The following is a 12,168-nucleotide window of genomic DNA, read 5'->3' as shown; positions in this document are numbered from 1 at the left end:
TGTCAGTCGGCGCGGCGCGCGAGGAAGACCCACTCGCGGCCCGGGCGGTCGGGCGCATCGCGCACGTCGGGGCACTCGAAGCCAGCGGTCTCGAGCGACGACTCGATCGCCTCCCGCGAGCGGAACCGCAGGCGCGACTCGAGCACGAGCGTCCCGCCCGGCCGCAGCAGCCGCCGCGCAGCGCCGAGGGTCGAGGCCCAGTCGCGCTCGTCGACGAACACCTGCGCGACGTTCGCCGTCATCGTCGCGACGTCGAAGCCCGAGCCCGTCGACGCATCCGCCTCGACGGCGTCGAGCGTCCCTTCGAGCCAGCGCACCGCATCCGCCCCCGGCTTCGCCCGTGCGACGTCGATCGACGCGCTCGCGGGGTCGACGCCCGTCACCGCGAGCCCCCTCGCGGCGAGCATGAGCGCGAAGGTGCCGGTGCCGCAGCCGATGTCGAGCACCGATCGGGCGCCGAGCTCGTCGACGACGATCCGCTCGTAGACCTCGAGGTCGGAGCGGTCGGGGTCGAGCGCGTCGTAGACGGCCGCGAGGCGCGGCTCGCTGAAGATCGCGTCGACCACCCTCCGGTCAGCGCCCGATGCGCGCGGCGACCGCGTCGTGCAGCATGCCCGCGACCGCCTCGAGGCGCAGGTCGGTGCTCGTCGGCTCGTCGCCGACGGCGCCGTCGATCGCACGACCGACCATGCCCGCCTTCGTGTCGAGCAGCTCGGCGATGCGCGTGTCGATCGTCTGCGCCGCGAGGATGCGCCACACGGTCACCGGCATCGACTGGCCGATGCGGTGGATGCGGTCGATCGCCTGCGTCTGCTCGGCGTCGGTCCACGAGAGCTCGGCGAGCACCATGTCGGCCGCGGCCTGCAGGTTGACGCCGACGCCCGCAGCCATGAGCGAGCAGACGATGACCTGCACCGACTCGTCGTTCGTGAACGCGTCGATCGCGGCCTGCCGCTGCGTGGGCGACTGGTCGCCGCGGATCGAGACGGTCTTGATGCCGGCCTTCGCGAGCGTCTGCTCGGCGGTGTCGAGCACGTCGATGTGCTTCGCGAAGAAGACGACCTTGCCGACCGAGTGCGCGAGCTGTGCCGCGTAATCAGCGGCGAGCGGCGCCTTCGCGCGGCCGATGCGGCGCGCGAGCGCGAAGACGTTCTCGCCCGAGCCGCCCTCTTGCGACTCGACCTCGCTGCGGGCGATGCGCCGCACGAGCTCGTCGTCGACCCGGCTGTCGTCGCGCGCGTCGACGGAGCGCTGCTCCATCGCGGCGTCGTAGCGGCGCAGCATGCGCTCGACGAGCTCGCGCTCGGCGGTGCGGATGGAGCGCACGGATGCCTCGTCGAGCTCGACGGGGATGTCGGCGATGCGACGGGCGGGGATGTCGGAGGCGACGTCGATCTTGCGTCGCCGCACGATGCCCATGTCGATCACGGCGCGCCGGGCGGCCGGATAGAACGCCCGGTCCATCGGCGTGAGCCCGATCTCCTCGAGGTCGTCGGTGAGCTCGGCGTTCGGCTCCTTGTGGTCGATCCAGCCGAGGAAGCGCCAGATGGCCCCGAAGTCCTCGATGTCGTTGATGAGCGGGGTGCCGGTGAGCGCCATGAGCAGCGGGTTGCCGATGCGCTCGCGCAGGGCCGCGGCGATCTGCAGCACGTGGCGCGATCGCTTCGAGCGCGTGTTCTTGATGAAGTGCGCCTCGTCCACGACCATGCCGCGGAAGCCGAACGTCTCGAGCCAGCCGATGTGGCGGTCGAGCACCTCGTAGTTGACGATGACGACGTCGGCGAACGCGTCGAGCGTGTCGCCGTCGCCCTGCAGCACCGCGGCGCGGCGGCCGGGCAGCCAGCGCTCCGTCTCGCGCGCCCAGTTGATCTTCACGACGCTCGGCGCGACGACGAGGAGGGGGAACGCGTCGGCAGCCTGAGCCGCGAGCAGCGCTTGCGCCGTCTTGCCGAGGCCCGGCTCGTCGGCGAGCAGGAACGTGCGGTGCCCGTCGCGAGCGGCCTGCACGAGCTCGGCCTGGTGGTGCATGAGCTCCTTGCCGCCCGGTGCGATGTGCCGCTTCGGCTCGGGCAGCGGCATGCACGCCGGTCGGCCGTCGGCCGCGACCTCGAACGAGAGGTAGAGCGGCGAGAGCAGGTCGAAGCCCGCGAGGCGGTCGCGCTCGGGCTTGCGCCGCACGTGCGTGAGGTCGGGCTCGAGGAAGGGGTTGGCGAGCGCCACGCGGCGCACCGACGGCGGCACGACTTGCGGCGCCTGCGGCTCGGTGCTCTCGGGCTCGGGAGCCGACTGCGGCTCGGGAGCCTCCTCGATGCCCGCCGCCTGCAGCATCTCGCGCTTGCGCTCGCGCACGGCGTCGGTGATCGGGGCCCCGTCGCCGAGCAGCGGCAGCAGCGTGGGCTCGCGGCTCGCGGCCTTCGCGAGGATGACGGCGATGCCGTCGAGGCGCTTGAGGTCCTCGGCGCGCTGCGCGTCGGTGAGGTTCTTGTCGGCGCGCACGCGGGCGCGCTCCTCGCGCGCGAGCATCGCGACGACCTGCAGCTTCACGCGCGTCGAGCGCGAGGCGGAGCCGCGCTTGACGCCCGCCTCGACCTGCCGCACGGCGCGGGCGAGCTGCGGGATGAGCGCGTCGCGCTCTCGGGTGGCGGGCCGCTCGGCGGCCGCCTCGTCGACGACCAGCGCGTCGAGGTCTGGGGATGCGTCCGTCTCGGTCGCATCGATGGTTGCGGCGTCTGCCACGTGTCCTCCGTTCGAGGCGGGGCCGGCGGTGCGGGCCCCGGATTGACGGGCTTCGACGAGCACCGACAGATCGGTGCGTGACTCATCGAGCCGGCGGCTGCGGCTGCGGTGCACGGGCGGGGCCGCTTCGCGGCTCCGGCGGTGACCGGCGCTGTCGCCGTCCACCATCCTACTAGGTCGAGCCCCGGATCCGCTCGGATGACCCGCTGAATCGCGTGACGGCTGCGCCGAGCCGCGTCGAGATGGGGCCGCGCTTGGGTCGTCTGGGTCTGCGGATGGGTGGCAGGAGGATGCGGGTGACGCGCCAGCGCGTGCCGATCTTGTCGATGCGGAGTCTGCCGCTGTGGACCTCGCGATGGCACGTGGGGCATAGCAGGATGCCGTTGTCGGTGTCGGTCGGGCCGCCGTCGGCCCAGCGCATGACGTGGTGCACGTCGCCCCAGGTGGCGGGGATGCGGCAGTCGGGGCCTTGGCAGTGGCGGTCGCGGAGCATGATCGCGATCCGCTGCCAGAGGGAGAACAGCCGCTTGCGGCGGCCGAGCTTGAGGACGTGGCCGTCGCCGTCGACGAGCGCGGCCTGCACGAACCCGTCGCACACGATCCGGGCCGCGAGGCCTGCCGGGACGGTCTCGCCGGTCTCGACGATGTCGCACGTCGCCGGCCGCCCCTCGGCGTGCTTGTCGAGCTCCGCCTGGGTGATCGCGACCAGCAGCGTCGGCGCGTCGCCGCCGGGCCGGGGCGGCTCGCCGGAGCGGGCGTGGGCGCGGAACAGGCCCACCAGCACGTCCGCGTGCCGCTGCGCGTCGGTTCGCTCATCATCGGCCGGCGCGTCGGGGTTCTCGAACCCGTCCCCGGTGCGCGGCGAGTCGTAGGCGGCCAGCACCGCCATCACCTCCGCCCCCTCCACCGGCGGGAACGCCACCCGGCCGCGGAAGACCCCGTCCGCGCACTGCGCGAGCGTGAACTCCCGCTCGGCGACCTGCGCCTCCTCCCGCGGCTCCGCCCCGTCCGGGTCGAGCGCCGAGAGCCACTGCCGCGCCGTGACCGCCAGCAGCTCCGGCGGGGTCGGGACCGCGTCGTCGTAGCCGCGCTCGCCCGGACGCTGCTCCCCCACCGCCGCACCCACGAGATCCTCCTCCGCGGCCAGCCGCGCGTCGGGGTCGGCGCGGCCGCCAGCGGACTCCAGCACCTCCACGATCACCCGGCCCTGGTCGATCGCGATCGACCCGTCCTCCAGCGCGCCCGCGACGTGCGGGTAGAGCGGCTCGAGCGGCAGTCCGGTCGGACCCACCCGCGGGGTCGAGACGCGGGCGAGCTGCAGGATCGCCTTCGCCCGCGAGGCCGAGACTCCCGCCTCGTGCCGCAGCGCGGTCCTCGTCGAGTGGTACCCGAACGTGCGCGCCTGGTTCGGCGCATCCATCGCCGGCACCGACCGCTCCACCACCCCCGCCATCCGCACCAGCGCCCCATCGGCCAGCCGGGCCAGCTCCCCGACGGCAGCGAACGCATCCCACCGCTCGACATCGCCCAGACCATCGAACGCGGCCAGGATCTCCTCGACATCCGCCTGCACCGCGGCCAGCCGCTCGCGCAGACCAGCAGCCTCGGGCGACCTGCCCTGCCGCTGCTGCCCGTCCATCACGACCCTCCAACACGACAGCACCGACGCCGTCGCTGTCCCCCGATTCTACCGAGCGGCTCGAACCTCTGTTCGAGGATCGAGGGGGCTGTGGAGAACTCGGCAAGCGCCGCGCTGGGCGCACACCGCATCGAAGGGCAGCGGGCGGGGTCGCCCGGAGGTCAACCCTCGAGCAGCGCCTGCAGGCGATCGATCGAGGCGAGCAGCTGCTCCTCGCGCGTGCGCCGCGCGCGGTCGAGGCGCGACTCGTCGTGCAGCTGCGTCCAGTCGTAGGTGTGGGTGACGCGCGTGCCGCCGTCGGCAGGCTCGAGCTCCCATCGCCACAGCTGCCCGATCGGCGGCTTGCCCTCCTCGGCGGGCTTCCACGCGATGCGGCGGCCCTCCTCGAACTCGACCACGTGGTTCTCGCGCACCGCGCCGCTGCCGAGCGTCATCGAGAACACCTCGCCCACGGCGCGCACCCGCTGCCCCTCGGCGGCCGACCCGAGGTTGTCGTTGCCGTCCCACGCGGGCTGCCGCGACGGGTCGGCGATCTCCTCGAAGATGACGTCGGCGGGGGCAGCGATCACGCGGCTCGCACTCACCACTCGGGATTCGCTGTCGCTCATGGCTCGATCGAACCACGCGCGCACCTCGAGGCGCCACCGTGGCGTGACCCGCCGCATCCGCCCCCATTGAGACCGCGACAGAAGCGGAGTAGACACGAGGCACGCGACCGACGCGACGGAGGGAGCAGCCATGAGCACGGAAGCCGCGCGCAAGTACCCGGTGTTCCCGCCGTTCACGGAGTGGGTGGATGCGTTCGCCCTGCTGGGCGGGTGGGATGGCCGCGGGCCCCTCCCGGGCATCCGCGTCGAGGAGCTCGTGCACGACGACGAGTTCATCGTGCATGCCGAGCTGCCGGGGCTCGACCCCGAGCGCGACATCGACGTGAGCGTCGCGCACGGCACGCTGACGATCCACGCCGAGCGGCATCCCGACAAGCGCGAAAAGCAGCGCTCGGAGTTCCGCTATGGCGCGCTCGCCCGCGCGGTGCGCCTGCCGCAGGGGGCGAACGACGACGACATCACCGCCGTCTACGAGGACGGCGTGCTCACCGTGCGCGTCGGGCTCGATCCGGTGCCGACGAAGCCTCGCCACATCCCGATCGAGCATCGCTCGAGCTCGCGGCGCGGTCGGCGGTGACGGCGCCGGAGCGCACCGACGACGGCCGCTGGATCGTCGTCGACGGGCGGCGGTGGCGGGCTGAGGATCCGTCGCTCGACGCCGAGGTCGCGACGCGGCTGCGCTCGCACCTCGGGCGCGCCCGCTCCGCGGTGCGGAGCGGGCCGGATGACGCGAGCGAGCGGCGCGCGCGCGATCGCGTGCAGCTCGCGAAGGAGGGCCTCGGCGAGCGCGGCACGGCGTGGTGGGAGCTGACCGAGGCCGAGCGCGCGGAGCGCGCTGCGGAGCGGCTCGCGAGCCTCGACGAGCTCGCGCCGCCGGAGCACCGGTCGTGAGCGCCGCGCGCGCGGCCAGGGCGGAGACGAGCGGGATCATCGTGCACCCCGCGACGCACGACCGCTTCGACGATCTCGCCGCCATCATCGGCCCGAAGCGGCCCGACGCATCCGTCTGCTGGTGCCTCAGCCACCGCATCGACGCGAAGACGAACACGTCGCTGCACGGCGTCGAGCGCGGCGCGTACGTCGAGCGGCTCACGCGAGAGCCCATCGCGCCGGGCGTGCTCGGCTACGACGGCGACGAGGTCGTCGGCTGGGCCGCCGTCGCGCCGCGCGCGCAGCTGCCGTTCGAGCGCTCGCGGAAGATCCCGCACGTCGACGAGCAGCCGGTCTGGTCGATCTTGTGCATCCGCGTGCGGCCGGGGCACCGCGGGCGCGGCATCTCGCACGCGGTGCTCGCAGGCGCCGTCTCGAGCGGGTTCCCGCGCGTGGTGATGCGCGAGCAGCTCGCTCCCCGCTGAAGGGGCCGATCGGCGCACACGCGATGCTCTGCCGAGCGCCCTACGGTGGGCGGATGGGTCGGCGGATGTTCGCGGCGGTCGTGCCGCCCGAGGACGTGCGGGAGGATCTCGCCGAGTTCCTCGACGTGCGCGAAGGGCTGCGCTGGACGCGGCCGGACCGCATGCATCTCACGCTCGCGTTCCTCGCCGACGTGCCCGAGCGCATCCTCGAGCCCCTCGAGGAGCGGCTCGCGAGCGCCGCTCGCGGCGTCGACCCGTTCGAGTGCTCGCTCGCGGGGGCCGGTGCCTTCCCGCACCCCGACCGCCCCGCGGTGCTGTGGCTCGGCGTCGGCGAGGGCGGCGACGCGCTCGAGCGGCTCGCCCGCCGCGTGCGCGACGGCGCGAACGCCGCGGGCGCGCCGCCCGACGGCAAGCGCTTCACGCCGCACGTGACGCTCGCGCGCCCGCCGCGCGACCGCAGCGCCCTGCGCTGGCTCCGCGTGCTCGACACCTACCGCTCGCGCCGCTGGAGGGTCGACGAGGTGGAGCTCGTCGACTCGCAGCTGCTCGGCCACGGCAGGCGGCCGCTGCACGAGACGGTCGCGCGCCTGCCGCTCGGCGGCTAGGCGTCACGCCTTCGCCGCGACCTCCATCTGGCCCCACGGCGAGCCGTACTCGCCGAGCAGGTCGAGGAACGGCGCAGGCTGCATCGTCTCGGGGCCGAGCACGCCGGCGCCCGACCACTCGCCGCGCGCGAGCAGCTCGAGCGCGATGACCGGGTTGATCGCCGTCTGCCAGACGACGCACTGGTGGCCGTACTCGGCCATCGACCACTCGTTGTCGACCACGTGGTAGAGGTACGTCGAGCGCGGCTGCCCGTCCTTGCCCGTGCCGCGCACCCACACGCCCGCGCACGTCTTGCCCGTCATGACCGGGCCGATCGTCGCCGGGTCGGGCAGCACCGCGGCGACGACGTCGCGCGGGCTCACCTCGACGCCGCCGACCTTCACCTTGTCGGTGCGGTCGAGCCCGAGCGTGTTGAGCGTGCGCAGCACGCCGATGAACTCCTCGCCGAGCCCGTACTTGAAGGTGACGCGGTCGGCCTCGAGCCAGCGCGGCATCATGAGCACCTCCTCGTGCTCGACGTTGACGCACTCGACCGGCCCGATGCCCTCGGGGAAGTCGAACACCTCCGGCTCGCTGAACGGCTCGGTGGTGTACCAGCCGCCGTCGACGTCCTGCCGCGAGCGCTCCCAGATGACCGGCGGGTTGAGGCACTCCTCGATCGTCGTCCAGATCGAGAACGAGGGCGCGAAGATCTCCTTCCCGTGCTCGTCGTGCACGGCGAGGTTCGCGCCGTCGCGCGTGCCGAGCTCGTCGATGTGGTCGAAGAGCTCGTCGGCGGCGTAGCGCGCGAGCACGTTCGAAAGCCCCGGCTCGACGCCGATCCCGACGAGCGCCAGCCGCCCGGCCGCCTCCCACTCCCCCGACTTCGCGAACTGCTCGTCGCCGAGCTTGAGCCCGACCTTCCGGTACGGATCCTCCGGGTGGCGCTTCGACAGGCTCATCGCCATGTCGAGGTAGTCGGCGCCGGCGGCGAGCGCGCCGTCGAAGATCGGCATCACGAAGCGCGGGTCGACCGCGTTCATCACGTGCGTGATCCGGTGCTCCCGGCAGAGCGCCGCGACGGACTCGGGGTCAGATGCGTCCACTCGCGCGGCCGTGAAGCGCGCGTCGGCCGCGGCGGCGCGCTCCGCGCGCGACGCGTCGTAGTCGGCGATCACGATCGCCTCGAAGAAGTCGCGCCGGGCGGCGATCGCCGCGAACGCGCCGCCCACTCCTCCGGCTCCGATCAGCAGGATCCGCATGGACTCACCCCTCCGACCGGCATCGCCCACGGATCCCGGCTGGCCCAGACTGTAGCGCAGCGGCGACGGAATCAGTATCGTCTGCCAGCAGAAGCAGCGGATGCGTCACCCATGGCGGGCGATGGCCACGGTATCCGCCGAATGCGCGACGAGGAGCACCAGTGAGCGACGACACCATCGCGGCGCGGCCGCCCGCTCCGCAGTCGGGGCTGAAGCCGAACGCCATCGGCTTCTTCGACGCCATGGTCATCGGCCTCGCGTCGACCTCCCCCGCGTACACGATCGCCGCGATCATCGGCGGGCTCGTGCTCTTCAGCGGCGTGCACGCCCCGGGCATCATGCTCGCGAGCTTCATCCCGATGCTGCTCATCGCATCCGCCTTCTACTACTTGAACACCGTCGACCAGGACTGCGGCACGACCTTCTCGTGGGTCACGCGAGCGATGGGACCGTGGCTCGGCTGGATCGGCGGTTGGGCGATCGCCATGACCGGCGTGCTCATCGTCGGCTCGCTCGCCGAGGTGGGCGTGCGCTACTCGCTGCTCACCTTCGGCCTCGAGGACGCCGCATACGACCCGGTGCTCATCCGCGTGCTGACCGTCGTGCTCATCCTCGTGATGACGGCGATCTGCGTCTGGGGCACCGAGATCTCTGCGCGGCTGCAGAACGTGCTCATCGTCTTCCAGGTGCTCTCGCTCCTCGCGTTCGCGGTCGTCGCGTTCGCGCTCGTGTTCTCGGGGAACTCGCCCTTCGACTCGCTCACGCCGTCGTGGGAGTGGCTCAACCCCTTCGGCGGCGGCTGGGAGGGCGTGACCGCCGGCCTGCTGCTCGGCGTCTTCGCCTACTGGGGCTGGGAGTCGGCCGTCAACCTCACCGAGGAGACGACCAACTCGTCGCAAGCGCCCGGCAAGGCCGCCATCTGGTCGACGATCGTGCTGCTCGCGACCTACCTCTCGGTGACGATCGCGGTCGTCGCGCTCGCCGGCGACGCGTTCCTCGCCGAGAACGCCGACGAGGAGGACGCGATCTTCCAGGTGCTCGCGAGCGAGACCATGGGCCCGTGGGCGTGGGTCGTGATGCTCTCGGTCGCCACCTCGGCGATCGCCTCGACCCAGACGACGATCATCCCCGCCTCGCGCACGGGCCTCAGCATGGCCCGTCGCGGCGCGCTGCCCAAGACCTTCGGGCACATCCACCCCCGCTTCCGCACCCCCGACGTCTCGACCTGGTGGGTCGCGGGCATCGCGATCGCCTACTACCTCGTCGTGGGCCTGCTGAGCGAGACGGCGCTGTGGGACACGCTCACGGCGCTCGGCCTCCTCATCGCCTTCTACTACGCGCTCACCGGCATCGCGTGCGCCGTCTACTTCCGCAAGCGGCTCACGCGCAGCGCCAAGAGCTTCCTGCTCATCGGCGTCGGGCCCGTGCTCGGCTCGCTCATGCTCCTCTGGCTGCTCGTCGCCGCGATCATCGACTACGGCAACCCCGAGAACTCCTACACCGAGACCCCGTGGTTCGGCGTCGGCCCGCCCCTCGTGATCGGCGTCGGCATCTTCCTCACCGGCATCGTGCTCATGATCGTCTGGTACTTCCGCGACCGCCGCTTCTGGGCGGAGCGGCCGAGCACCGCCGAGCAGCCCATCGTGCGCATCGACGCGACGACGGGCCGCAGGGAGGGGACGGACGCATGACGATCGCGCTCGGCTACGACGAGTCGCCCGGCGCGCGCGCCGCGCTGCCCGTCGCGATCGACTTCGCGCGCCGCTTCGGCGAGCGGCTCGTGATCGTCTACGGCACCGCGCCGCCCGGATCGCTCGGCGAGGAGGCGCGCAGCCACGAGGCGGCGCTGCGGCAAGCGGGCAACGAGGCCGCCGGCCACGCCCTCGCCGAGGCGAGGGCGGCGGGGGTGGATGCGGTGGTCGAGCTGGTCTCGGAGCGCCCGGCCCCTGCCCTCCTCGACGCCGCCGAGCGGCACGACGCGCGACTCATCGTCGTCGGCACGTGGGGCGAGAGCCCCATGCGCGGCGCGATCCTCGGCTCGACGCCGCACAAGCTGCTGCACCTCAGCACCCGCCCGGTGCTGTGCGTGCCCGCGCTCGAGTGACGCGACGCATCCGCTCACCGTCCCGACGCATCCGCTCACCAACGACCGACACCGACACCGACTCGACACCGACGAAGGACCGACACGCATGAGCACGCCCGCCGACCACCTGTGGATGCACTTCACCCGGATGGCGGACGCCGACCGGGCGCCCGTCATCGTGCGCGGGGAGGGCGCCTACATCTGGGACGACCGCGGCAAGCGCTACCTCGACGGGCTCGCCGGCCTGTTCGTCAACCAGCTCGGACATGGCCGCGCCGACCTCGCGGCGGTCGCGGCGAAGCAAGCGGAGACGCTCGCCTTCTTCCCCGTCTGGTCGTACGCGCACCCGAGCGCGATCGAGCTCGCCGACAAGCTCGCGTCGCTCACGCCCGGCGACCTGAACCGCATCTTCTTCACCTCCGGCGGCGGCGAGGCGGTTGAGAGCGCGTGGAAGCTCGCGAAGAACTACTTCCGCCTGACGGGCAAGCCGCAGAAGCACAAGGTCATCAGCCGCGCGATCGCCTACCACGGCACGACGCACGGGGCGCTGTCGATCACGGGGCTCCCGGGCCTCAAGCAGATGTTCGAGCCGCTCGTGCCCTCGACGTTCCGCGTGCCGAGCACGAACATCTACCGCGCGCCCGTGCACCGCGACGACCCCGAGGCGTTCGGCCGCTGGGCCGCTGACCAGATCGCGGTCGCGATCGAGCAGGAGGGGCCTGAGACGGTCGCGGCGGTCTTCCTCGAGCCGGTGCAGAACTCGGGCGGCTGCTTCCCGCCGCCGCCGGGCTACTTCCAGCGCGTGCGCGAGATCTGCGATCGGTACGACGTGCTGCTCGTCTCGGACGAGGTGATCTGCGCGTTCGGCCGGCTCGGCACGATGTTCGGCGCCGAGCGCTACGGCTACCAGCCCGACATCATCACGTGCGCGAAGGGGCTCACGTCGGGCTACGCGCCGCTCGGCGCGATGATCGCGAGCGACCGGCTGTTCGAGCCCTTCGCCGAGCCCGGCGCGATGTTCGCGCACGGCTACACGTTCGGCGGCCACCCGGTCGCGACCGCGGTCGGCCTCGCGAACCTCGAGGCGTTCGAGCGCGAGGGCGTGCTTGAGCACGTGCGGGCGAACGAGGGCGCGTTCCGCGCGACGCTCGAGGGCCTCACCGATCTGCCGATCGTCGGCGACGTGCGCGGCGACGGCTACTTCTTTGGGCTCGAGCTCGTGAAGGACAAGGAGTCGCGCGAGACCTTCGATGACGACGAGGCGGAGCGGCTGCTGCGCGGCTTCCTCTCGACGGCGCTGTTCGACGCCGGGCTCTACTGCCGGGCCGACGACCGCGGCGACCCCGTCATCCAGCTCTCTCCCCCGCTCATCTGCGATCGGTCGCACTTCGACGAGATGGGGCAGATCCTGCGGAGCGTGCTCTCGGAGGCGTGGTCGCACCTGTGAGTCTGCCCGACGGCCACGACAAGGCGATCATCGCCGAGCTGCAGCGCGACGGCCGCGCGTCGTACGCGGCGATCGGGCACGCCGTCGGCCTGAGCGAGACCGCGGTGCGCAACCGCGTGAAGCGGTTGACGGATGCGGGGGTCATGCAGATCGTGGCCGTCACCGACCCGATGCAGCTCGGCTTCGCGCGCCAGGCGATGATCGGCATCCGCGCGTCGGGCGCGCTCGAGCCGGTCGCGGAGGCGCTCGCGGCGCTGCCGGAGGTCGACTACGTCGTCATCACGGCGGGCAGCTACGACGTGCTCGCCGAGGTCGTGTGCGAGAGCGACGCCCACTTGCTCGATCTCGTCTCGGGCCGCATCCGACAGATCGACGGCGTGCGCGAGACCGACACGCTCATGTACTTGAAGCTGCAGCAGCAGACGTACGCGTGGGGCGTGCGCTGAGGCG

General features: G+C 72.5%; 13 protein-coding genes. 8 read left to right on the top strand and 5 right to left on the bottom strand.

Going from position 1 to position 12,168, the window contains the following annotated elements:
* Window positions 1–2: 2 nt before the first annotated feature.
* The 4 genes from JSQ78_RS13455 to JSQ78_RS13440 all read right to left on the bottom strand — a co-directional run bounded on the left by JSQ78_RS13455 (window position 3) and on the right by JSQ78_RS13440 (window position 4,983).
* Entirely contained in the window at window positions 3–566 is a 564-nt protein-coding gene (locus JSQ78_RS13455) for a class I SAM-dependent DNA methyltransferase (protein WP_211448296.1), read from the bottom strand.
* Window positions 567–573: 7 nt separating this feature from the next.
* Window positions 574–2,619 carry a DEAD/DEAH box helicase gene (locus JSQ78_RS13450; RefSeq protein ID WP_502756154.1) on the bottom strand — a complete coding sequence of 682 codons (2,046 nt, stop codon included), beginning with the start codon at window positions 2,617–2,619 and terminating at the stop codon, window positions 574–576.
* A gap of 289 nt (window positions 2,620–2,908) precedes the next feature.
* Window positions 2,909–4,375 (bottom strand): HNH endonuclease signature motif containing protein, encoded by a 1,467-nt coding sequence (locus tag JSQ78_RS13445; protein WP_211448292.1) that lies wholly within the window; start codon window positions 4,373–4,375, stop codon window positions 2,909–2,911.
* A 161-nt stretch (window positions 4,376–4,536) separates the two neighbouring features.
* Window positions 4,537–4,983, bottom strand: coding sequence for an SRPBCC family protein (locus JSQ78_RS13440; protein WP_211448291.1), 447 nt, complete (start codon window positions 4,981–4,983; stop codon window positions 4,537–4,539).
* A 130-nt stretch (window positions 4,984–5,113) separates the two neighbouring features.
* Between JSQ78_RS13440 and JSQ78_RS13435 the strand changes: the two genes are divergently transcribed.
* Genes JSQ78_RS13435 through thpR form a run of 4 tightly spaced genes read left to right on the top strand, consistent with a single transcriptional unit; the run spans window position 5,114 to window position 6,943 of the window.
* Window positions 5,114–5,560, top strand: a complete 447-nt coding sequence (locus JSQ78_RS13435) for an Hsp20/alpha crystallin family protein (protein WP_211448289.1) — start codon at window positions 5,114–5,116, stop codon at window positions 5,558–5,560.
* On the top strand, window positions 5,557–5,874 hold the full coding sequence (locus JSQ78_RS13430) for a biopolymer transporter Tol (RefSeq protein ID WP_211448287.1): 318 nt from the start codon (window positions 5,557–5,559) through the stop codon (window positions 5,872–5,874). Before JSQ78_RS13435 ends, JSQ78_RS13430 begins: the two co-directional genes overlap by 4 nt.
* Entirely contained in the window at window positions 5,871–6,338 is a 468-nt protein-coding gene (locus JSQ78_RS13425) for a GNAT family N-acetyltransferase (RefSeq protein WP_349305121.1), read from the top strand. Before JSQ78_RS13430 ends, JSQ78_RS13425 begins: the two co-directional genes overlap by 4 nt.
* A gap of 53 nt (window positions 6,339–6,391) precedes the next feature.
* A complete protein-coding gene (thpR, locus tag JSQ78_RS13420) occupies window positions 6,392–6,943 on the top strand; it encodes an RNA 2',3'-cyclic phosphodiesterase (protein WP_211448285.1) in 552 nt (183 codons plus the stop codon).
* Between the two features lie 3 nt (window positions 6,944–6,946).
* On the opposite strand, the gene JSQ78_RS13415 is transcribed toward thpR, so the two are convergent.
* Window positions 6,947–8,185, bottom strand: a complete 1,239-nt coding sequence (locus JSQ78_RS13415) for a saccharopine dehydrogenase family protein (RefSeq protein ID WP_211448283.1) — start codon at window positions 8,183–8,185, stop codon at window positions 6,947–6,949.
* Window positions 8,186–8,346: 161 nt separating this feature from the next.
* On the opposite strand from JSQ78_RS13415, the gene JSQ78_RS13410 reads away from it, so the two are divergent.
* From JSQ78_RS13410 to JSQ78_RS13395, 4 genes are all read left to right on the top strand, one after another.
* Window positions 8,347–9,876, top strand: coding sequence for an APC family permease (locus tag JSQ78_RS13410; RefSeq protein ID WP_249295727.1), 1,530 nt, complete (start codon window positions 8,347–8,349; stop codon window positions 9,874–9,876).
* A complete protein-coding gene (locus JSQ78_RS13405; protein ID WP_211448281.1) occupies window positions 9,873–10,289 on the top strand; it encodes a universal stress protein in 417 nt (138 codons plus the stop codon). Before JSQ78_RS13410 ends, JSQ78_RS13405 begins: the two co-directional genes overlap by 4 nt.
* 88 nt (window positions 10,290–10,377) lie before the next feature.
* The gene (locus JSQ78_RS13400; protein ID WP_211448280.1) at window positions 10,378–11,718 is read left to right on the top strand and encodes an aspartate aminotransferase family protein; all 1,341 of its coding nucleotides are present in this window, start codon (window positions 10,378–10,380) and stop codon (window positions 11,716–11,718) included.
* Window positions 11,715–12,164: an Lrp/AsnC family transcriptional regulator gene (locus JSQ78_RS13395; RefSeq protein WP_249295726.1), complete on the top strand. Its 450-nt coding sequence runs from the start codon at window positions 11,715–11,717 to the stop codon at window positions 12,162–12,164. Before JSQ78_RS13400 ends, JSQ78_RS13395 begins: the two co-directional genes overlap by 4 nt.
* Window positions 12,165–12,168 lie beyond the last annotated feature (4 nt).

The sequence above is a fragment of the Agrococcus sp. Marseille-Q4369 genome, assembly GCF_018308945.1.
GTDB lineage: Bacteria > Actinomycetota > Actinomycetes > Actinomycetales > Microbacteriaceae > Agrococcus.
This window is presented reverse-complemented; position numbering and strand designations above follow the sequence as displayed.